The sequence below is a fragment of the Lysinibacillus sp. RS10 genome, assembly GCF_041956855.1.
GTDB classification, from domain to species: domain Bacteria; phylum Bacillota; class Bacilli; order Bacillales_A; family Planococcaceae; genus Lysinibacillus; species Lysinibacillus xylanilyticus_A.
In genome coordinates, this window is sequence record NZ_CP167122.1 from 4285629 (window position 1) to 4308847 (window position 23219).

The 23219-nt window shown below is 37.2% G+C and carries 18 protein-coding genes and 1 pseudogene; 4 read left to right on the forward strand and 15 right to left on the reverse strand.

The window, feature by feature from the left end:
• Positions 1–477: 477 nt before the first annotated feature.
• The 8 genes from ACB089_RS21570 to ACB089_RS21605 form a co-directional block, all read right to left on the reverse strand.
• Positions 478–3801, reverse strand: coding sequence for an S-layer homology domain-containing protein (locus ACB089_RS21570; protein ID WP_374963864.1), 3324 nt, complete (start codon positions 3799–3801; stop codon positions 478–480).
• A 470-nt stretch (positions 3802–4271) separates the two neighbouring features.
• Positions 4272–4988, reverse strand: a complete 717-nt coding sequence (locus ACB089_RS21575) for a WecB/TagA/CpsF family glycosyltransferase (RefSeq protein WP_374963865.1) — start codon at positions 4986–4988, stop codon at positions 4272–4274.
• Positions 4985–6256 carry a nucleotide sugar dehydrogenase gene (locus ACB089_RS21580; RefSeq protein WP_368636203.1) on the reverse strand — a complete coding sequence of 424 codons (1272 nt, stop codon included), beginning with the start codon at positions 6254–6256 and terminating at the stop codon, positions 4985–4987. The genes ACB089_RS21575 and ACB089_RS21580 overlap by 4 nt, the downstream gene beginning before the upstream one ends.
• A gap of 297 nt (positions 6257–6553) precedes the next feature.
• A complete protein-coding gene (locus ACB089_RS21585; RefSeq protein ID WP_374967612.1) occupies positions 6554–7546 on the reverse strand; it encodes an IS3 family transposase in 993 nt (330 codons plus the stop codon).
• A complete protein-coding gene (locus tag ACB089_RS21590) occupies positions 7474–7767 on the reverse strand; it encodes a transposase (RefSeq protein WP_374963866.1) in 294 nt (97 codons plus the stop codon). Before ACB089_RS21590 ends, ACB089_RS21585 begins: the two co-directional genes overlap by 73 nt.
• A gap of 115 nt (positions 7768–7882) precedes the next feature.
• Complete coding sequence (locus tag ACB089_RS21595) at positions 7883–8839, reverse strand: nuclease-related domain-containing protein (protein WP_374963867.1); 957 nt, start codon at positions 8837–8839, stop codon at positions 7883–7885.
• 236 nt (positions 8840–9075) lie between these two features.
• The gene (locus ACB089_RS21600) at positions 9076–9924 is read right to left on the reverse strand and encodes a flagellin (RefSeq protein WP_374967613.1); all 849 of its coding nucleotides are present in this window, start codon (positions 9922–9924) and stop codon (positions 9076–9078) included.
• Positions 9925–10139: 215 nt separating this feature from the next.
• Positions 10140–10613 carry a transcriptional regulator gene (locus ACB089_RS21605; protein WP_374963868.1) on the reverse strand — a complete coding sequence of 158 codons (474 nt, stop codon included), beginning with the start codon at positions 10611–10613 and terminating at the stop codon, positions 10140–10142.
• Positions 10614–10798: 185 nt separating this feature from the next.
• Between ACB089_RS21605 and ACB089_RS21610 the strand changes: the two genes are divergently transcribed.
• Complete coding sequence (locus ACB089_RS21610; RefSeq protein WP_374963869.1) at positions 10799–12373, forward strand: hypothetical protein; 1575 nt, start codon at positions 10799–10801, stop codon at positions 12371–12373.
• Complete coding sequence (locus ACB089_RS21615) at positions 12370–15132, forward strand: DEAD/DEAH box helicase (protein WP_374963870.1); 2763 nt, start codon at positions 12370–12372, stop codon at positions 15130–15132. The genes ACB089_RS21610 and ACB089_RS21615 overlap by 4 nt, the downstream gene beginning before the upstream one ends.
• 242 nt (positions 15133–15374) lie before the next feature.
• On the opposite strand, the gene ACB089_RS21620 is transcribed toward ACB089_RS21615, so the two are convergent.
• A complete protein-coding gene (locus ACB089_RS21620) occupies positions 15375–15794 on the reverse strand; it encodes a single-stranded DNA-binding protein (RefSeq protein ID WP_374963871.1) in 420 nt (139 codons plus the stop codon).
• A 304-nt stretch (positions 15795–16098) separates the two neighbouring features.
• On the opposite strand from ACB089_RS21620, the gene ACB089_RS21625 reads away from it, so the two are divergent.
• On the forward strand, positions 16099–16524 hold the full coding sequence (locus ACB089_RS21625) for a YwpF family protein (RefSeq protein ID WP_374963872.1): 426 nt from the start codon (positions 16099–16101) through the stop codon (positions 16522–16524).
• Positions 16525–17535: 1011 nt separating this feature from the next.
• Positions 17536–18750: an acyltransferase family protein gene (locus ACB089_RS21630; RefSeq protein WP_374963873.1), complete on the forward strand. Its 1215-nt coding sequence runs from the start codon at positions 17536–17538 to the stop codon at positions 18748–18750.
• Between the two features lie 153 nt (positions 18751–18903).
• Here ACB089_RS21630 and ACB089_RS21635 read toward each other — a convergent pair.
• The 6 genes and pseudogenes from ACB089_RS21635 to ACB089_RS21660 form a co-directional block, all read right to left on the reverse strand.
• Positions 18904–19601, reverse strand: a pseudogene (locus tag ACB089_RS21635) (IS4 family transposase); the annotation flags it as partial.
• An 840-nt stretch (positions 19602–20441) separates the two neighbouring features.
• Entirely contained in the window at positions 20442–20822 is a 381-nt protein-coding gene (locus ACB089_RS21640; RefSeq protein ID WP_374963874.1) for a hypothetical protein, read from the reverse strand.
• A gap of 107 nt (positions 20823–20929) precedes the next feature.
• Positions 20930–21313, reverse strand: a complete 384-nt coding sequence (locus ACB089_RS21645; RefSeq protein WP_374963875.1) for a hypothetical protein — start codon at positions 21311–21313, stop codon at positions 20930–20932.
• A 164-nt stretch (positions 21314–21477) separates the two neighbouring features.
• The gene (gene fabZ / locus ACB089_RS21650; protein ID WP_368636188.1) at positions 21478–21921 is read right to left on the reverse strand and encodes a 3-hydroxyacyl-ACP dehydratase FabZ; all 444 of its coding nucleotides are present in this window, start codon (positions 21919–21921) and stop codon (positions 21478–21480) included.
• A 124-nt stretch (positions 21922–22045) separates the two neighbouring features.
• Positions 22046–22330, reverse strand: a complete 285-nt coding sequence (locus ACB089_RS21655; protein ID WP_374963876.1) for a DNA-directed RNA polymerase subunit beta — start codon at positions 22328–22330, stop codon at positions 22046–22048.
• Between the two features lie 47 nt (positions 22331–22377).
• Positions 22378–23217 carry a flagellar hook-basal body protein gene (locus ACB089_RS21660; protein ID WP_068986215.1) on the reverse strand — a complete coding sequence of 280 codons (840 nt, stop codon included), beginning with the start codon at positions 23215–23217 and terminating at the stop codon, positions 22378–22380.
• Positions 23218–23219: the final 2 nt, after the last annotated feature.

Consider the following 23219-nt stretch of genomic DNA (forward strand, 5'->3'; position numbering starts at 1 on the left):
TTACCACAAAAAGCACAATAGTATCTCTATAGATGCGGTATATGTACCAATCAATTATATTAAGTTTAGATTCTTTTTATTGATTGATCATCAATACGGAATAAAATAGGAGGAAGTGATTAACTCTCAACGTCTCACACTATCGTGCGTATGGTCCAGTATACGGTGGTTCAATTAAGATGAATAACACAAAGTTTCGTAACGAAATTGTAGAGTTTTCAGCCCTTTGCTCTCCCAAAAGGAATTACCAAGGGTTTTGTGTAGTTTGAGACTTTTGGAGATGCGCCAGTATCCTTTTCATTTATTTCCCTATTCATATGCTTTTCTGAATAGAACTTTTAAACGAATATGATTTCTGACTCTTGTTTTTGGGAGATTCTAAATTCCCACCCTATAGTTCATACACCTGGCATGCGCACATACAAAGAAAAGACTTTGTGGAATTATCCACAAAGTCTTTTACATTAAAACAATATCTTACTTAAGTACTACACCTGTAGTAGGATTGTAAGTAATTACGTTGTTATCTTTACCAACAACTTCAAATTTAGTAATAGTAGAAGCTGGGATTCCAGTACCAGTAAATTTAACAACTACTGATTTTTTACCATCGTTTACAGAAGCTACAGTACCAGTATAAACAGTAGAATCAGCAGTGATGTTAACTGTATTACCAGTAGCTACATTTAACGCAGATGAGAATGTAAATGTAACTTCTTGATTTTTACCTAATTTACCAACAGTACTATCAGCTTTTACACCATTAACAGCATAAGAGAATGTTCCGTCTCTATCTTCAGTTAATTCAAGAGCGCCATTTTTAACTGCAGCTTTAACCTTAACTTTTGAATTTTTGTTAATTTTGTAAACTAAATCTTCTAAATCAGCATAAACTAGTTCATCAGTTGCTAAAGCATTTTTATGATATGTGAAAGTAATACCATCTACCATTAATGAATTAGCTGTCTTTTCAGTAAGTTCATTAGCAGTAACAGTTGCTGTCGCAGCAGATGTAGTTTCACCAGCTACAGTCACAATAGCACCATTTAATGTAGTTACGAATTTATCAACTACTACTTCTTTACCACCAGAAATAGTTGCACGTACAATTTTAAATGTTACTTTACCTTCTGAATCTTTGATGTATTGTACATCAACACCATTTTTATATTTCTGTAACTCTTCAACAAATGAATCTAAATCAGCAATTTCAGAGTTGTTCTCAGTTACAAATTTAGCATCTTTAAGAGAAACAGGTGTTTTACCAACGAATGTTAATTTTTTATCAGCAGTATTTACAGATTCAACACTACCAATGTAGTTGTTTGGTACTTCAGCTTTTGCAGTAAATGTTGCAGTTGCTTCTTTAGCAGTAAATGCATAGTCTTTACCATCAGTATTAACTGCAACACCTGTAGCGATTACTTTAACAGAAGTTGATTTGCCCTCAGCTGACTCAACGATTAAATTAGTCGAAGAATTAGTAGAAGATTTAGGGTACGTTACTGTAGTACTACGGTTTGGTGAAATGATTTCACCGTCAACTTTGATGTCTTCAGCACCCGTGTTGAAAATTGTGTAAGATACTTTTTTAACTGAAGTACCTGACATTTTTTTGCCACTTTGGTTTACTAATTCTGCGCTGAATACAGCTTTTTCAGCAGCATCAAATTTTGTTACTGCTTTATTAAGGTTTGCTTCTTTGTATGATTTAATAGCTGAACCATCAAGGAATTCTGCTTGGAAGTAAGAAATTGGTGCAACAGTTTTTGGCTCACCCTCATCAAGAGTAGCTTCTTTAGCATTTGCACTGTTGATATCAATCCAAGCTACTGGTGTTGCATAGTCATTTGGTGTATCTGAACCAATAACAAATGTAGCTTCACCTTTATCATTTGTTTTCACAGTAATTTGTTTATCTGAATTAGCTTTATAGTATACTTCAGTATCTCCATCAGTATCTACAAATCTAGCGTTCGTATTTGTAGAAATAATACGATCTACGTTTTCGTTAAATGCTACATTAACGATTTCATTTTTAGCTACTTTACCATCTTTATCTTTAACAATCACTTTATATTCGCGACCATTAGTAGCACCAGTAGCAGCTACTTCTTTACCTTCACGAGTAACTTCAATTTTGTACTCAGATTGAGTTGCTCCAAATGTTACTTTAGCAGCATTTGCTTGTAAAACTGATGCATCATATTTTTTGCGATCAGTATTAGCAATGTTAGTGCTAGTAGTAGGTTCTAAATCGTATACTACTGGAGTTACAGCTGCATTTGTACCTGATACTGTGAATGTTGCTTCACCTTTTGAATCAGTTGTAATTTGAGCAGCATCTACAACTGTACCATTGCTCAATTGTTGAGCTTTTACACCGTTAACTGTAGCATTTGCTACTTTATCAGATGTAACATTCATATTCTCAACAAAACCAACATTGAATGTTTTATTTGCTTCTGGTTTACCAGTTTTCGGGTTTTTGTATGTTACTTTATAAGTTTTGTTAGCACCATTATTAACTGAAGATCCTGTAGCTACTTCTTCAATTGATAAGATAGTGTCAACACCCCAGAATACATGACCAGTTGCAAATTTAGAACGATCACCAGTTGCGTAAGCAGTTACTGCATCAGTACCATCTGCGTAACGTGTGTAAGAGTAAGTAGCTACACCGTTTTCATCAGTTACTGCTTCACCAGTAATTGTTGGGTAAACTGCATCGTTTTTACCTGGTACATAGAAAGTAACAGGAATACCAGCTTTAGATTGACCTTCAGCTACAGAAACTTGTGCTTTAACAGTTACTTGTTGACCAAGTTTACCTTGAGTCGCTGAAGTTACCATTTCAACTTTAGTTGGGTTTACAGCTGATACACCTTTGAATTTACCTACTTCTTCAGCGTTAAGAGATACAGTGTACTCTTTGTCAGCTGTTTGTGGTGCAGTAGTTAAAACAACAACTTTTTTGTTAGTTTGTTTTACAGCTGCGTTTTTAACTTCTAGATCTTTGATTTCGAAGTTAAGAGCTTGTACGTTTTCAACTTCTTCGTCAAAAGTTACTTCAACAGTTGTGTTGTTGATAGCTTTTACAGAAGCACTTGCAGGTGAAGTTACTTCAAGGTTGATTGTACGGTATAAGAATGAAGCGAATTGACCGCGAGTGATAGAGTTAGCTGGGTTGAATGCTTTACCTGGTAGGTTAGCTGCATTTGTTAACTCAGCATATTCTAAAGCAGTGATTGCTTCACGTTGTTCAGCAGAGAAAGCTGCGTCTAGGTCAGAGATTTGGCTCTTGAAACCTTTTGCTTTGTACTCTTTTACTAAATCTAATTCATAGATCTCGTTGATAGCACGTACTAAAACAACTGCCATTTGTTGACGTTGCATAGTTTGTGTGAAGTTAAGGTTGCCGTTTGAACCAGCGAATACGCCTGCATCTTTAGCAAGTGCAGCATATTTTACTAATTCTTTTTCAGCTGTTAATGGAAGATCGTTGAAGCGTTGTTTTGTATCCCAGTCAGCTGGAACTTCAAAGCCTTCAGTTTCTAACCAACGGCCTAATAATTTAACTACTTGACCACGGTTAATAGTTTGGTTTGGTTTGAATGTGCCGTCAGCGTATCCATTGATGATACCTGCATCAGCAAGAGCGTTGATCGCTTCTTCATGAGAATTGTTTGCTACGTCTGTGAATCCTGCAGCAGAAGCCACTGGTACGATAGCAGATGCTACTAATGTAGCTGTAGCAGCTGTTGCTACGAATTTTTTGTATTTCTTTGGTTGGTTAGCCATAGAAAAATTTCCTCCTCTAAGTTAAAAAAATTATGTTTCTACTACATAGAAATGCAGTAAATAAACAACTACACATAAAAGTATAGTTGTATCCCTAAAAGTTGTCAATCATATTTTGGGAAACTTTCTAATTCATTTCCGGAAAAATAAGGTCGTGCAACTCTCTTTTACCATTGTTATCTATTTAAGCTTATTTTTCAAGTGATATTACACAAATTTCTAACAAAATTCTGATATTCTATCAATAAATGTTCAAATTTCTTAAAATCATATAAATTCACATAAAGTTTAAACAACGAAAAAATTTAAACAACGAAAAAAGCTCAAGCATATAAATGCTTGAGCTTTTTTCGCTTGGGCTACCAACCGTTGTTTCCTTGCAGGGAATTCTATTTATTTCATAGAGGAAATTCCTATACACATACAGTCTAACACTTTCAATTTAAAACGACAATACCAATTTTTAAAAATTATTGGCGTTTTTGTCTTGCTACTTCCAGTAAAAATAATGGAAGGGCGATTTGACGCTTGATACGCTTCGGTTCTTTCATTAATCGATAAAACCATTCAAGGCCAAACTTTTGGAAAATTTCCGGTGCACGTTTCACTGTACCTGCAAGCACATCGAATGATCCACCTACACCTTGATAAATGGTTGGATGTAATTGGTCCCGATTGGCATTGATCCAGTTTTCTTGTTTGGGACTGCCCATCGCTACAAAAAGTAAATCGGGCTGTGCTTCGTTAATGCGGTCAAGTACCTTCTGTTCATCCTTTTCATAGCCGTCCTGTGTGCCGACTATTTTAATAGAAGGAAATAATGATTCTAGCTTTGCTTTTGCTGCATCGGCTACACCCGGTTTCCCTCCGTAAAGGAAAATAGGCTTGCTACGTTTTGCCGCTTCCTCGCAAAGCTTCATCATCATATCGACACCTGTAACACGTTCACGAATTTGCCCTTTTTGAATTTTTGAAGCAAGAATCACGCCAATGCCGTCTGGAATTTGAATTTCCGCTTCGTTCAGAAGCTTCTTTAGAGCAGGGTCTTCTTTCGCCTTGATAATCTTTTCTGGATTGATGGCAACAACGAGCGCCTTTTGTTTTTTTTCAATGCGCTCAAATGCCATCTCCATTAATTCATCGTAGCCTTCCGTATTGACATTGATGCCAAGTACTGTTTCTTTCATCGGTTTTTCGCATCTCCTAGTAGGTGGAACTGGAAGCCTGCTTCTTCCCAATTATCGCGTTTTAAGCAATTTTTCGTATCGAAGACGATTTTTGATTTTGCTGTAATGTCTGCAGCGTTCAATGCTTTGAATTCATTGTGATCTGTTAACACTAAAATGATATCAGCATCTTTTGTTGCTTCTTCTAAGCTTTGTGTTTGTGTAGCATGTTTGTTTTCTTTAATGTGTGGATCGTATGAAATCACGTCTAATCCAAGATTTTGTAACTCGTCAATAACGATTGTTGATGGACTTTCACGCATATCATCAACGTTTCCTTTGAAGGCTAGTCCAAGAACAGCTACTTTGCCACCAGCAATTTTGTTTTGATTTAAGATGGCTTGTGTTTTTTGTGCTGTAAAGCTTGGCATACTATCATTCGTATTACGAGATAGGTGAATAATTTGTGCCGTCTCGCCACCTAGCTCTACTAGGAACCAAGGGTCAACTGCGATACAGTGGCCGCCTACACCTGGGCCTGGGAAGTGAACATTTACACGTGGGTGATAGTTCGCAAATTTAATTGCTTCCCAAATATTCACATCCAGCTTCTCTGCTAATTTCGCAAGCTCATTCGCAAACGCAATATTGACATCACGGTAAGTGTTTTCCATTACTTTTACTAACTCAGCTGTTGTTGCATCCGTAAGGTGAATTGTACCATTCACAAATGTTTGATAAAGCTCTTTTGTCATTTGTGAAGATGTTTCATCAATACCACCAACGATACGGTCGTTGTTCACTAACTCTTCAAAAATACGACCAGGAATAACACGCTCTGGTGAGTGTGATACGAATAAATCTACACCAAATTCAAGATTTGCCTTGATCAGTTCAGGTAGCATAATGTGCTCCACTGTTTTCGGTGGTACTGTCGATTCAAGAATTACAAGGTTCCCTTTTTTCAAGAATGGCACGATCGAAGCTGTAGCTTGACGAACATATTCTAAATTCGCTGTATTATCAGGATTGATTGGTGATGGTACAGCCACGATGAACACGTCCGCTTCCACTGGTGTCGTTGACGCCGTTAGGAATCCTTCATCTACTGCTTTGTTTAAGCGCTCCTGTAATCCGTTTTCTTCAATATGAAGTTTTTTCTCTTGAATACTTTTTACTGCTGCTGGGTTTACGTCCACCCCATGTACTTTCACGCCGTGGTTGGCAAACATTACAGCCGTTGGTAAACCGATATAGCCAAGTCCAACGACACAAATTGATTTCGTCATTCTCTATTCTTCCTTCCGTTTTCAAAAACGAGTAGTTAAATTATATATTCTGTAAATGCTAAATGCATTTTTGTTCTGCATTATAGTATACAACTTTCAAGGGAAAGTGTGAACCAATTTGTTATTTTGAAGTTGTTTTCTGTGTCCGATTTGAAAAAATTTTGTTGGTTGGCGGCGGATGCGGCGCGTTTATCAGCGGTTTTTTGAGTTTTATCAGCGATTGTGTTGGTTTTATCAGCGATTGTGTTGGTTTTATCAGCGATGTTCTGGGTTTTATCAGCGATTATGTTAGTAATATCAGCGATTCACGATAAACCAGACAATAGCGGATATTGAACGGACAGATTTATCTTTTTTGGTATTTATGCGCTCATACTGATTAGGTGAAATATAATCTAGTGTAGAATGGCGTCTCTTTTCGTTATAAAAATGGACAATATAGGCCTGAATGGCTTTTCTGGCGTCTCGTTTTGTTTGGAAGCGTTGACGATAAATACACTCTTTTTTCATACTTGAATGAAAGGATTCTATACAGGCGTTATCATATGGATCTCCTTTTTTACTCATGCTTATTTTCATTTTGTTTTCTTTTAATCGATTGATATATGCTTTTGAACAATATTGCACGCCTCGATCTGAATGATGGACACAACCTGCTGGTGGTTTTCTTGTCATTAAGGCATTTTCTAGTGCCTCTAACGTCAGCTCCTCCTTCATATGATCCGCAATTGCCCAGCCTATAATTTTTCGGGAGTAAAGATCCATAATACTCGCTAAATAAAGCCAGCCTTCCATTGTGCGAATGTAGGTAATATCCGCCACCCATACTTGGTTGGGCGCTTTCACATTGAATTGACGTCTCACTATGTTTGGATAAATAAAGTGGGTATGATTAGAATCTGTTGTCTGTTGATATTGTTTTGGTAATACAGCGTATAAGCCCAGTTCACGCATAATATTCGCTACTTTCTTTTGAGATAAGATGTATCCCCAATCTTGTAAATCCTTAAGAATACGCGGACTACCATAAGTACCATGACTGTTATGGAAAGACTGATATACTTTTTGGGCAATTTGTATTTCTTTTTCTTCTCTTTCTGTCAAAGGAGCTACTTGTTTCTGAAGCCAGTTATAATAACCACTTTTGGAGACACCAAGAACTTCACACATCTTTACAATTGTAAATTCATTTACATGTGCTTGGATAAACGCATAGATTACTGCTGGTTTTTCGCAAAGATGTGCATCGCCTTTTTTAAGATGGCATTTTCCTCCTCGAGTGCACGCAATTTCTTTTCATAGTCATTTTCCAGTCGCTTTAACTCTGTCGGTGTGACATATTGGATTCCTTGTGTTTCTGCTGCTTTCTGATCCCGATACTCTTTTACCCAGCGACGGATAGTTGATTCTCCAATTCCTAATTCAAATGCCAATTGAGTTGCTTTACGACCTTCTTCTACTACTAGTTTGACAACATACTCTCTATACTCTGGTGTGGATCTTTTATTCATTTTGAACACGCCCTCTAATGTAATTATGAATATCATACATACGCTCACTTTTACGTGTCCATTATTTAGACTAACCTCAATTATGTTAGTAATATCAGCGATGTTCAAGGTTTTATCAGCGATTCACGTATAAACCAGACAAATCGTACCTACTGTTCTTGTTAGATCCGCTACGTGGTAATTGTAATTTTTGTAAAATCCGTTTGGCTACATGCCCACTCTCAATAGTCAAAAAATCGCAACATCCATGATTCGTGATCGTTTCGCCAACAAGCATATAATAATCCTTTAGAGCCTGAATATGAGCATCAGGACATCGATGTTGACAGCTCTGGCAATGCCAAACGGTTTTCAATTTCTTCATCCCAAACTGACCACAGTTTTCACAATGAACACCCCGTCGCAAAGCAGAGCCCTCAATTTGATAGTATTGGCAAAGTGGAAATGGCGTTCTGTCCCTTAAATGTGACAAAATAATGTGTTTGATTTCGTTCATTGTTGATGTCTCTTTGCTTTTCTCTATATGTTTATGCAGAAATAGCGGTAGCTCTTTTGCCATTAGAATCGGCAATCCGCTGTCCTCTCGATGAATATTGACATTATTGAAGGGGAACACAACAGCTCCGAATATAGGAATAGAAATATTTTGTGTATCTAAGAAATGTTTCATTCCTTGAATATACTGTTCAAGTTGGATTTCGGGATGTGTAAAGACGTGAACCTCTCCAGATTCCGAGGTACGAATGAGCTGACGTGGGTCATTTTTTAAATGTACAGTTCCTCGAATATTTTTTACTTCTAATAGAATAATCGCGTTGGGGACAATGATGAGAATATCAATTTGCATGGGAAGAACAGAGGGAAGAATGACATTGTGGAAATTGTGGTAATCGTTTAGTAGTGCAGTTTGCCGCAGTGCCTTCATTACATATTGCTCTCCAAAATCGCCAGCTTCTTTAATTTTTTGTTCCTGCTGAAGATTTTGATATTGTGGATGCGTGGGCTGTAACCGAGTCACAAGTGCTTGAAGTCCTATTGTCAACGGGGATGGTGCGAAGGGTTTTATGATCAATTAATTCTCTCCTTTTCTATTTAAATATTAGATTTATCAGATAATTCATGACCCTTTCAGCGATTATAGCATGGCTGTCATCGGTTTTGGTATGTTAATCAGCGGTTTTTACTTTTTTATCAGTGGTTGGTTTACTTTTATCCTCAGTGTTCACTTATTTATCAGCGATTGTTTCACTTTTATCAGCGATATCCACTTTGCTATCATCGATTATCCAAATTAAAAAGGAATCACCTTTAGTATCGGGGATTCCTTTTTGTTCCGCTTTCGAGTAGTTTTAGAATTGATTGTGCTTGCTGTAGGTGCATTGCTAGTACGTATTGACTTGCCTGCATTAGGATTTGTGCCTTTACCATGTTCATCATTTCTTTTGCAATATCTGCATCACGAATACGAGACTCGGCAGCTTGTAAGTTTTCCGCCGTGTTTACGTTTGCATTATACGCATGCTCTAGACGATTTTGATAGGCACCTAGTCTTGAACGCTCGTTTGATACACGCTTTAAAGCCTCGTCCATAGTGGAAATGGCTTTATCGGCATCCTCCCGAGTTGCAATGGATGTCGTATCATTCAAGCCAAGTGCTCCGGCTCTCATATCGTTAATGAATAGCTCGATGCTTTGACCTGAGTTGGCGCCCGCCTGAATTTTAATTCCGTTTGTAGTGTGATCCCCATTCAATAATGACTTTGTATTGAATTCAGTATCCTTCGAGATGCGCTGAATTTCTTTTTTTAATTCTTGAAATTCTAAATCGAGTTTTTTCCGATCACTGTCTGTCAATGTATCGTTGGCAGCTTCTACTGCTAACTCGCGCATGCGTTGAATCATTGCATGTGTTTCATTTAGTGCACCTTCAGCTGTTTGAACAAGTGAAATACCGTCCTGGATATTTTTCGCTGCCATATTCAGCCCGTGAATTTGTGCACGCATTTTTTCGGAAATCGCGAGCCCTGCTGGATCATCTGCTGCACTATTGATTCGGTAACCTGAAGAAATCCGAAGCATTGACTTGCTCATTGCACCGTAATGTCTATTCATATTATTTAAGATAGATAAACCCGTTGCTGACCATTTTCCAAGCATCATTTCACCACCTTTATTTTTATTTATATCGGTATATGCTCAACTCATTTTAGTTAATTTTGGTAATACATTCTAATTTAGTAGGTTCTATATATTAATCATATCTAATTCATTTTCAATATTTCGACTTTAGACCTAGATGAATTGTCAGCAATTTATAAAAGCACCCGCTTCTCACATGTGAAAAGTAGGTGCTTAATTGCAATACCGTGTATTCAAATTTCGAAGCCTCCGAGTTGATGGTTCTTTTGTTGTAGCAGATCAAAAAAGAGTACTTTATCGTTATCTAATAATGCCTGGTCGATTAAATAATCATAGTTTTTCTGCTCCAATTCTGTAACGAGCTGATCTACCTCGCCAACAGTCACTGAAGAAACGAGTGGTAGCTGTGGCTTTGGTGTAGCATTTTCAAGAATCGGCGCTAGATGCTCATGAACATTTGTAATTAATAATAATTGATATAGTGGTAGTCGGATAAAACGATTCCCCTTTTGGAAAACAAATACCTCAGATAAATTTTCAATTTGCTGTGTATTCAAGTTGATAATCATCTCTTTACCTTCAATCGGAATGAAATGGAAAATCTCATTCTCTTTTAAAATAGAGAAATATTGATAAGCAAACACTAGACGTAATTTATCTCCAGTGATTTTTGTGTAAAACGGCTTCATATACTGAACTTGCATCATTCCTCATCCCTCCCGATTTGTCTGATTATTCAGATTTTAACATAAATCAATAATCTTGTTAACTATCTTCTCCTTGATTTTTCACTTTCAAATCATTCAGCTTATCATGTCCGTATTTTAGTCGTATAATGGAAGGACAGTCTTTTTTCCTTCATACTTAAATGTCCACTGAAAGGAGTGAGGTTATGGCATTGTCTATTGCCCAATTAGCTAAGGAACATCAAGAATTTGTCTTTACGAAATTAAAGGAAGCTGAACAGGCATTACATCCTTCCTCTACTGAAGACGAGGAGCTAGTGCGTCGTGCTGTTTTTTCGGTGCGGAATAAATCAGTTGTCTTTGAACGTTTTAATGGAGCAAGTTCTATATTATATGCAAGCGTACAGGATGTCAGACCCGCTTCTGTAGAAATTGATTTTGCTAAAGAGGAGCTGAGCTGTAACTGTCCTCAGTTGAAATGGTGTAGACATCAGGTTGGCGCATTACTTGCCCTCTATCAGTATTTTGATTCTGTGCAAGATTGGTCAAGTGCTTGGCGTGCACAAAAATCAGTGCAATTAAAATCATTAGCAGATGAGCGGAGTCCAGAAAGTTGGCAATTGATGGTCAATGAAATAATGAAACGTTTATTGCCGCCCGGGCGTATTTTAGAAGGCTATGGCCTTTCTGCTATACGAACTGATGCTTTGGAGAGACTTCAACGACACATGCCCTTTGAGCGTGAGTGGCAGCCACTTTATAAGCTCTTCATGGAGCTATCCATCTTTAATACAATATGGCGTCATGTAAATGAAACAAAAGGGCATTCAGTGGATTCTCCTTATATGAAATATTTTATTGATCAAAGTGTTCAATCATTCGAGAGTATACTGACAGAGTTAACTGGTCGATCACGACTTTTTGCCACTGACCCATTTTATGATGCGCTTCAGGAACTAATCAGAGAGTTTTTATTGGAACGACAAGGATTGTTTGCTAATCGACTACAAATTTATATGCTGCTTTGGGCTGTACTTTTTTATGAGAAGCCGCGGCGAGAACAGGAATTAGCACTTATAAATAATCTGGAAAATCCTTCATCAGAGATTTCCTTACAGTCATTAAAACTGCTATTTTATGTACTGCTGCAAAAAGAGGAATTATTGCAGGAAAGCATTGCACAGATTGATGTACAGCGAATGCAGGACCTATTTGAGCTTGCTATTTTTGCAAAGCGTGCTGGCGAGTCACATGCACAGTCAATCATTTTACGTGCGATGCTACCATTTGCCGAAGTCTTTTTACAGCAAACGGTGCCAGTTGTAAAGCGAGCTCAATACGTACACCAATTTCAACTTTTGTACGAAGATATACCACTTACGGAGGAAGAGGAAACTACATTATATAGTGCATTTGGTGTTTACGGGCTTCAACCATTTTCGTTCTTTCTTATTAAAAAGGGACGTTATCGTGAATGGGTAGCCCTTCACCAGTTAAATCTCTCCTCCCTTTCTTATTTAGAAATGTGTGGATTAAAGGATGTGCTACAAGTTGCTCCTGCAACAGTATTGCCCTTATATCATCTATATGCCATGTCTGAAATTACGCAAAAATCACGTATGAACTATAAGCAGGCTGTACGAATTTGGAAAAGTATGCGCAGTGCAGCAAAACGTGCTGGCAAAACCGCTTATTTTGAAACATATATGCAAACAATTCGTGCAGAGTTTAAACGCCTGCGTGCATTACAGGAAGAAATTGAGAAAGGAAACTTAGTATGATGACTATTAATGCTCCTTCCCCGTTTTCAAAAAAATTACAGCTTCGTATTGAATCAGTCCAGGAAGGATATTTTACGATACAAGGCTTTACTGCTGGCGGTGCAACAGTGGATGCAGACTCACTTATTTCTTCATTATTTTTAAACTATGAAGCGAATGTCTATGGTCTATTAAGCAATCGTACGGATCTTACCGTTGAAGTCTCAACCTCTGAGCTTCTAGATATTTTTTCACCGCGGTATCTACATCCTTTTATTGAATGGATCGGTGTGGACGCAGAGAGTCAGGTGTGGCTAGAAAAAGCTTCAGCTTTACAAACGTATTGGCAGGAGCCCTCGCTCTGGTCGTACGCTGCCATTGCTGATGATTTTTCGTCACTAGCATTCCCTATAGACGGTATAGATACGGCATTATTAGAAATGGCCGTGCAGCAAAAGCTTGCCCAAGCAGGTCTTGTACTGTCTGATTTACCAAAGCTATTACCATTTTTCTTACGTGGTGGCTGGCCATTAGAGCAGGAACGACAGGCAGGTACAGTGACTGTCTCCCTACGCTTAAGTGAACCTGAGGAAGATTCAGATGTGTGGCTTCTAGAAACGGTACTGAGTACGGCTACAACCAAAAACTACTGGACGCCTGCTATGCGAAAGCAGTCATTACCAATTGTTGATGCTCTACCAGCGAAATGGCAAATGTTTGCTGATGCTATTGAACAACAACAAGCACAAATTGTAGATCTTCTTTCTATTGAAGATATACGTAGCGATATTTTCATCCGTATCATGCTTGAGGATTTAGAAGTACGAACATTTTTACGTGAGGATTTAGCTAGATTACAGGCACTCGGCTTTGACGTTGTACTACCGGCTTGGCTAAAGGATTTAAAACAATCAAAACTTCGTGTTCGTGTAAGTACTGGCAATGTTGCGACTAAGAAGGTTGCTGGACTAGATGATATTTTAACGTTCAAATGGCAGTTTTCTATGAATGGACAGTCCATTTCACCTGAGCAATTTAAAAAGCTTGTGGATGAGAAACGTGAATTCATTCGTATTGGGACAGAGTGGTTTCGTGTGGATGCGAACTGGATGCACGAAATGCGTGCGTTGATGCAGCAAGCAGAAGATGAAAGCTGGACCGTTCGCGAATTGCTATTCCGTGAGCTACCAGAGGATTTATCCTTACCTCTTGAAGAAGAAGATGCCGATGATGCAATGCGAGATGACCCGATTTTTGCATTTGAACTGCAAAAATCGCTTAAATCCTATATGGAGCAGCTACAGGAGAAAAAAGGGCTTCCAACAGTTGCGGTTCCTACATCTTTGCAAGCTGATTTACGTCCCTATCAGCACGAGGGCTTTGAATGGCTTGTCTTCATGCGTGAACAAGGCTTTGGCGCCTGTCTAGCTGATGATATGGGACTTGGTAAAACAGTTCAGCTCATTTCATATTTACTTCATCTTAATGAAACGACTGCGGATACTAAGCCATCCATCATCATTTGTCCTACGTCAGTACTAGGTAACTGGCAAAAGGAAATAGCTCGCTTTGCTCCTTCCTTAATTGTGCATACGCATTATCAGGCAAATCGTGCAAAAGAGGATGATTTTAAACAGCTAGTAGCAAGCGAAAAACCACATGTAATTTTATCTACCTACGGCACGGTCTCACAGGATGCTGAGTTTTTGCAGGAAGTGGATTGGGCAGCAGTTGTCCTAGATGAAGCTCAAAATATTAAAAATATGCAAACACTACAGTCAAGGGCTATTCGTAAATTACATGGTACGCATCATATTGCTTTGACAGGTACACCGGTTGAAAACCGATTATCGGAGCTATGGGCTATTTTTGACTTCATCCATAAGGGCTATTTAGGTAGCTTCGGTCGCTTTAACGAAGAATTTATTTTACCGGTAGAACGCGATGAGTCGGAGTCACATAAGCAGAAGCTACGTGCAAAAATCCAACCATTTTTGCTTCGTCGCACAAAGCGTGATCCAAACTTACAGCTTAACTTACCTGATAAACAAGAGTCTCATGAGTTTTGCCCATTAACAACTGAGCAAGCCTCTCTATACGAAGGTTATATATTAGAGACGCTCGATCAGCTGGAGCAATTAACAGGCTTTCAAAAAAAGGGACGCGTCTTAAAGATGCTTAGTAAATTAAAGCAATTATGTAATCATCCTGCCTTGTATTTAAAGGAACCTTTCGAGGATGCCGATACAATGCTAACTCGTTCTACAAAATTAGAACGTATCGTGCAAATGGCTGCTGAAATCGTGGACAATGGCGAGCAGTGCCTCATTTTTACACAATATATTGGAATGGGGCAATTACTACAGCATTGTTTTAGTGAACTATATAATGTTGATGCACCGTTCTTAACAGGTGCAATGCCTAAGCAGCAGCGTGACCGCTTAGTAGAGGCTTTTCAGGCAGGCGATTTCCCGATATTTATCCTCTCCTTAAAAGCAGGTGGAACAGGGCTAAATTTAACGGCTGCAAATCATGTATTACACGCAGATCGCTGGTGGAACCCTGCCGTTGAAAACCAAGCGACAGACCGTGCATATCGGATTGGGCAAACACAATTTGTGCAAGTGCATAAGTTTGTTACAATCGGTACAATCGAAGAAAAAATCGATAAAATGCTGGCCCAGAAATCTGCATTATCCGAAGAACTCATTCAATCAAGCCAGTGGTTAACTGAATTAGAAGATCATGAACTTCGTGATTTAATGATGCTTGATTTTTAAAAATTTGATTTGTATATGCGCCAAGAGCAAAAATGCTCTTGGCGCTCTTTTTAATTTCGCGAATTTCGGTGGATTAATGTTGTTACTTCTTCCCTACTTACTTCAGATTAATATTTAGTTGTGTCAAAATGGTCATTGCTGTGCGGTCTTCAGCAATGATCTACGTTAATGAATGGTATACATCCTTCCTTTCTTAGTGTAAGTAATACAGGAGAATGGCTGATCAGACAACTTGTCACTTGCTATACTACTGGTAATTGTACTTCTTCAGGTAGCACAAAATCCTTTAAGCCTTCCTGCCCGTCAGGTGGCTTTGGTGGCACAATAGCCTCATCACTATCCCTTGGCTTAAGATGATAAAATCGGACATCTTCTACGACTACTTCTGTTATAAAAACCTTTGTGCTTGCTTCATTTACAAATGATCTTGATTGAATACGGCCATTTGTCCCAATCAATGAGCCTTTTCCGCAATATTTGACGATATGCTCTGCCAGCCTTCCCCAAACTGAACATAGAATAAAGTCAGCATCTACTTCCCCGCGACTGTTTTTGTAATTGCGATTAATGGCTAGCGTAAAATTTGTTTGCACGCGATTTCCTGATAAGTGTCGCAACACAGGATCTTTTGTTAACCTTCCGACCAGTCCGACTTGGTTCATCGATTCACCTCCTTTACTTTTGATTGCCCTCATCTTACAAGAAAGGTTCTAGCATTGGCAAAAGTCGATATTTATCATTTCCTTCAGTTTTTAATCATAAATTGGTTATATTGAGGTTTTTATTTTTCAATAATTTAATCATTTTTCGATTCGAATGCTTTTGGCTGTAATAGCAAATGCTAATTGTTGAAATATGCAATTTCGCTGTTTTTGTACAATGTGCGAACAGACTGCCAATCGTCAACAAGGGTGATTTGAATATGTTATACTAAAAAGGATGACCGACTTAGGAGGATATTACATAATGAAAACATTTAAAATGCTTTCCTTTGACCTTGTCACAAAAGATGGCATACAACCGTTTCCTTTAGTCGATGGTATAATTATTAACCAGGAAAACAGCCATCAATCTTGGATTCTTGAACTGTTTATGGACCGACAATATCGTTCAACTTTTGATGAACTTTTAGCGAATGTTACTGTCTTTAATGTACGTGCAGTTATTTCATCTCCAGATAATGAGCCTGCTCCTTTCCAAGTGATCGTACATAACGTTCAAGAAATTGGCGAACACATCTCTGTACTTTTAAAAGGGACGTTAAAAATAAAACGCTCAAAATATGCAGAGCAATTACTAGCCGAGCTATTAGCTGAAGGAGTTTCTTTAGATAAGCTTTTGGAACGCTTCTCACACGATATGAAAGAACGACCAAAACTAAAAAATGATTGAGCTTGATTTAACGATGCAAATTTCTGCATCGTTTTTTTTATTGGACAGGTTGGGTAAATCAGCATATGAACTAACTATAGCGAATGGATTCGTAGGAACAATGGAAGAATGGATTGAATCCTTAAAATGTATTTAAGGAGAACAAGGGTCTCCGAGACCGCCAGCTGATTTAACAGAAACTCATCAACAAGTAGTTGAATTGCAAACTGAAGTTATTGCACATTTGGCCAAATTGCAACAGAAACAACCAAAGGTCATGTGGAACTAGCTACTGCATCAGAAACAACAGTAGGCACTGATGACACAAGAGCGGTGCATCCAGCAGGGTTAAAAATAGCGTTGGATAAAAAGGTAAGTAAGACACAAAGGCACGTTGTTAAACGGATGGCTAGGGAGTATTAGGTTTAGTACCAATGACTTAGTAGTAGTAGTCACGGTAGGTATAAACGCTACATTAAAGATATATATGTTGAAGAATCAAATAGTACACACTACATCAAGGTAGATCCACCTAATGGATATTATATAGACCTAGGTGGATCGGTGCAGAGTGGGTTGAGGATATGGAACAATCAGAAATCGATGAATTAAACAATCAACCAAAACAACCAGCTGAAGAACGTATTACTGAATTAGAAAACACGATATTATCTATATTGGAGGTGTTATAAGTAAACAGATTTTTTTAAAACATGTGGGCTATGAAGCGAGTCAATAAAAATTATTTTCAAGGGCAAGTAGCAAAAGTGCGAATAACACAAATACAATTTGTAGTGATTGTTCCAACGCCGCAGTTAATAGAATAGAGCATTGAAGGAATATATCCCTATTTGTTCTGTGGACAAAAAGTCAGCAATCCATTAATTATTAATTTGCGCGTATAGGTAAATATACAGTACAAAAGTTGTTCACCTATGTATATTTATTAAAGAATAATAAAATAAATATAGCATTTGACTCCTAATTATGTAAATATTATTTTAAGTATATTAGGTAGGAGAAGGTGGAGCAATGGTGATTTACAGCAAGAAAAATGAGGGAGTAGAGGAGAAACCTACTCAAGGACGTTATGAAGAATTAGATTCTCTTAGAGGTTTAGCAGCTTTAGCAGTATTTTTAGGTCATATTTTACTAATTTTTAATCTAAGTTTTTACGCACTTGTTTTATTTGAATTTGGACCATTCCGAGTATTTGTTGCAGGTAGTGAAGCAGTAATGTTGTTTTTTATATTAAGTGGATTTGTATTATCACTACCATTTTATAAAAAAAAGCCATTTACTTATAATACTTATATAATTAAACGCGTTTGTCGTATCTATGTGCCTTACATTTTCGCAATTTGCTTAGCATTTGTATGTAAAGAACTTTTTTATGACGGTCGCATCGCTAGTTTAAGTGATTGGTTTAATGGACTTTGGGATACTAAAATTACTTTCAAAGAAATGGTTAATCATTTACTTTTAGTCACAAATTTTTCTAGTAATTTAAACGTAGTTGTTTGGTCTTTAGTGCATGAAATGCGTATTTCCTTTGTTTTTCCCTTTGTGTTGTTAATTTTAATAAGAATAGATTCTGTCAAAGGGATTATCTTAGCATTCTCTTGTTCAATAATAAGTGTATTTTTCGTTTTCTTAACAGGTGCAGAATATTTAGGAACTGAGTTGTTTGTTTCTATACACTATTTAGCACTATTTATTGTGGGTGCACTTCTTGCAAAACATAGAAAATATTTGATTAATTGTTACAAAAATTTATCTAGAAATTTAAAAATTCTATTTTTCTTTATAGGGATAATATTATATGTTTATGCTCACCCATCTTTTGTATTAAACTTACTTATCCCTGATTTTCATCCATTTTATAGAACTGTTATTGATTCTTGGTTTATTTCTGCTGGAGCTTGTATTTTAATTATCTCAGCACTTTCTTCAGGAACATTTTCTAGATTATTAAATAACAAGATTATTAATTACCTCGGGAAAATATCTTATAGTTTATATCTTACTCACATAGTTGTGTTATCCTCTGCTATGTATATATTTTCAGATATAATGCCTTTATGGAGCGTATGTCTAATAGCTATAATTTTTACTTTTGCAATATCAAGTGTAATGTATGAAATAGTAGAAAAAAATGCGATTAAATTAGGGAAATATTTAGAGAATTATTTGAAAAAGAGAATCAAAAAAAATGTAATTAATAAGAATGAGGAAATAAATTTATAAATTTATATTTGTTCACTAACGTCGTATAAATAATATTAGAATTTTCTGTTTTTTAATTCTGCTACTTTTGAAGAAAAATGAAGACACTTAAGCAGAGATAGTGAACATCCTTTTTTTCATTTTTTTACAAGGGTGACAGAAACTCGAAAACCTTTATGGTACGGTATTTCCTTCGATTTTTCGAAGCCCACTATGTGCCGATTTCCACGATGCTGCTTTTAAATAACGACTAATTTGTAAATACGTTCGTGTGCTATTTGTATTCAGCCAAGCCAGTACGTTTAAGCAGTAGACAATCATTGCGATGTACACTTGGTTATGCACAACTTATTCGCTTTTGATGAGACGAAACAGGTTTTCAGCACGATTTTGCGTGGTCCCAATTAGAATCATTTTATCCGAAAATACAGTTGAATTTTCAGAGAGATTAAAGGTTTCTACTACTCGTGTTACCGCGTTTTTCGCAAGCGAAAGTCATCTGTCATGCGTCGAATCGTTCATAATCCAAGTAACCACGGTCAAAGACGTACATGCATTCTTTGTCATCAACCAGCACTTCTAGCTGGCCACGATTATGTTCTTTCCCATTTGTCAGTACAGTTGTGTCTGGATAAGAATAGCCGTTTTCTAAGTAAACAAGGTGTAAATACAGCTTCACACCAGATTTTATTTTGCTGAATTCAGGCCACCGATGATTGTTTAGATTCAGAGGTAATATGCTAGAATCAATTATTTTCAGTGGTGTCGTTGTTTTTCGGCGCCTGCTCAAAATTTGTTTTCGTATGAATTTGTGCGACTAAGTCTAGAAAAAATCCGTTAAAAAAACTCGGCTGGCACTGCAGAAGGCGTTTAATAACTTTTCTATTTACCAATCCTTTAAACCATAAGGAGTGGTAGATGTGCAAAATAGATTTTTTATCGGAGCCTTTAATGGCTTAATACTAAGTATTATTCTTTGGACCTCAATCTTTGGTTGGATAAGAATAATTAAAAACTTACTATAGATTAGTTCCATATTGTTCAGTAACTATACGTAAATACAGCTATCAAATATTTATAAAAGTATCCTCTTTTTGAGGATGCTTTTTCTTTTTACCGGAAAGGATGTGAGCTAATGAAATACAAGTCAGTTGGTGATAAGGAATGCTAATTCGTTACAAACGGAAACCTAACAGAACCACTTTTACAATTTAATAATTTTTAAATGGAGCAAGAGGTAAATGGATTGTTACAAATTTCATTTACCTCTTTAAACGTTCAAAATAATCCAGCGCATAGTCTTTTACTAAAAGAGTCCAAAATAATATTTTCGGCGGTTCACGTACATGCTTCTCCATTTGCAAATCTATCATCATGAATTGGATCAGCTTCACGTTTACCAAATTTATTCTCATAAGCTGACGTATAACTAACGTATAATCCATTCGCGCCATAACCTTCGATATATGTCTTTAATTTTGTTGTATTTACATTCTTTGATAATGATTTTAAACGTTATAACCATAGCGATATTGAGTTAGTTGATCTTTGCGCGCAGGGCCGCTTCCTTTTCGCAGATATTTATCCTTTGCGTGCGGATCTCCGCTTTCACTTTCACGTTCAAGTATTCACCCTTCATATCCGCGGTGTTCACTATTTTTTCAGCTAATGCAAAAAAGAGTGTTCCATTATTGGAAGCACTCTTTTTTAATTTATCGCGTATTCATGTTGTTATTCTCTCGAACGTCTACTTTTTCTTCAACGACTTTTTCTTTAATGACATTGCCATTTCTATCTACGCCGTTAGCATTAGGTACGTTGTTGTAACCATTTGTACCATTTAAGTCAGTGTTTGTTCTTGGTGCTGTTGTTCCTGGTGTTGTAGCTTCAGGCATAACAGTACCATTCACGTCACGATTGTAAACGTCATGTTTTCTATCTGGATCTACAACGTCTTCGACTTTATCAACACCTCGTTGAACGTCGTTCTTTACATTCTCCGCTGGTCGTTCTTCAACAGCTTTATTTCCCCAGTTACAACCTCCAAGGAATACAGTAGCAAGAATGATGGCTAAAAATGACATCTTCCACATAAAAAAACCTCCTTTCTTGGGTGCTATGTCAGCAAATACAATAGGTGCATTTGTGATCCTACATAGATTGCCCGGGAAAGGAGGGAACTATCCGATTTTCGTAAAAACTATTTTTGTTTTTCTTTTAACAATTGTTCAATGTACGCTGCTTCAGCTTTACAGTTGTAGCTATAATTTGTACCTAGCTCTTTTTGCAAGGCCTCGATCGTTTCGATTTGCTTAGCCGTTGGTTCTTCATTTAAAATTTTTGCAATTACTTCATCGATTTTCTTCGCCATTTCTTCATGGAATTCAGTACTCATCAAAACATCTGCTGGGATTTTTTCGATCCATGCGGCATTTTCTTGAAAATAAGTTTGCCAGCTAGTAATGAAGTCTTCCATAGAAAAACGCTCTTCTTTCCAATCAATACTTGTTAAGTATGATTCAAAAGATGTTGAAATCGAACGCGTAATGCTAATTTTAACACCTGAAGACAATTCCTTATACATCTATATAATCCTCCTACGTTTTAAAAAAACCTAAAATTACATGTATTTCAAATTTACAATCGCATATATGCTATCGCATTTTAAGAACTTAATTAATCTATTAATTAACAGTAAGGTCATTATTCGACATAATTATTTTATATCTTTTAACCTATAATTGCAAATTACGCCTGTTTTGGCTGCTCAGGTCCAATAGCAAATAGAATATCAGCTTCACATACTAGCTCTCCATCGACTGTTGCCACACCGTGACCTTTGCCCATTGCTCCACGTAGTTTGACGAACTCTACTTCTAATCGAAGTTGGTCTCCTGGTACTACTTGACGCTTGAAACGACAATTATCAATACCTGTCAAGAAAGCTAGACGACCTTTGAATTGATCTGCATTTAATAATGCTACTCCACCAACTTGTGCTAGCGCCTCTACAATTAAAACGCCTGGCATTACAGGGTAGCCTGGGAAATGCCCATTAAAAAAGTCCTCGTTCATAGAGACATTTTTTAAACCGACTGCACGCTTCCCTTCTTCTAATTCAACAATACGATCAACAAATAAAAATGGATAACGATGTGGTAAAATTGCTTGAATTTGCTCTGCTGTTAACATTTCTTTTCCCCCTAAATATCAATTTCGCCTTGGCGTTTTCACAGGATGAGTTCCTCTATTCAGTAGCTGCCTACTGAATGCAGATCAATAAATATGTAAACATAAAGTATGGTAAAGAATAATATTATTCTTTACCATTCATAATATCAAATATATGCTGCCATGTTTCAGTTTTGAAAACATCCATGGCATTACCTGAACCAATAACACTGTAGCCAACTATTGCACCTACAATTGCGGCAACAACGATTAAGACGAGAACAAGTACAACGCGTAGCCAAATCGGAATCAGCCGTATTTGCACCCATCGAACCCCTCGTTGCTCTCCATTTGAGCTTTGTTCCTTCTCTTCTGGTGGCGTATCGGTTTCCTGTGTCGGCACAGAACGTCGACGTGAATCGTTTGTCATAAATTGTACTCCTCTTCATTCCTTACTAAACAGTATTAACGGATTTACTATCGAATACCATTAATGAGCCCAAGCATTTGGTCTGCTAAAGTTACCGCTCTTGCATTGAATTGATAAGAACGCTGCGTTTGGATTAAATCCGTCATTTCTTTTGAAAGATTTACATTTGACATTTCTAACGCACCGTTTTGCATGCCAATTTGCTGACGATTTGCTCCTTGTAATTCAGTGACAACTTCAGCTTGTGTATATCCAAGCTGAGCGAGGTTATTCGGTAATGCAACATAAGAGCCAGAAATATGCTCCATTAGCTGTGGCTTTTGAAACTCTGTCACTGCTAAATCAGTACGAATAATATCCCCATTCGGCTCTGTTGCCTCCAAAACGCCGCCATTGCGTACAGCGATACTTTTCACATTACTTGGTAATGTAATAGCTTGTCCTGTTGAATCTGCCAATGGATATCCATCTGCATTTACAACCATTACTGTTCCATTATCTAATGGTGACAAATAAAAGTCACCTTGACGAGTATACACTGTTTTTGTGCCATTTTCACCATCTGGCATCAAAATATTGAAATATTGCTTCGGTTTTGTGAAAGCAAAATCAAGATCGCGATCTGTTGTTTGTAGGGAGCCTTGCTTGTGATTTGATTGGATTTGTCCAAGCATTGCACCTGCACCATAACGGATGCCAAGAGGTGATTGTCGGTCAGCACGATCTTGTTTATCATTATTAAATTGCTGATAAAGCAGTTCATTGAATGTAGCTTCTTGTGTTTTGTAGCCAAGTGTATTGCTATTGGCGATGTTATTACTAATTGTATCTAGTTTATGTTGTAATTGCCCCATTGTATTTGTTGCAGTAATCATTGTACGTAGCATGA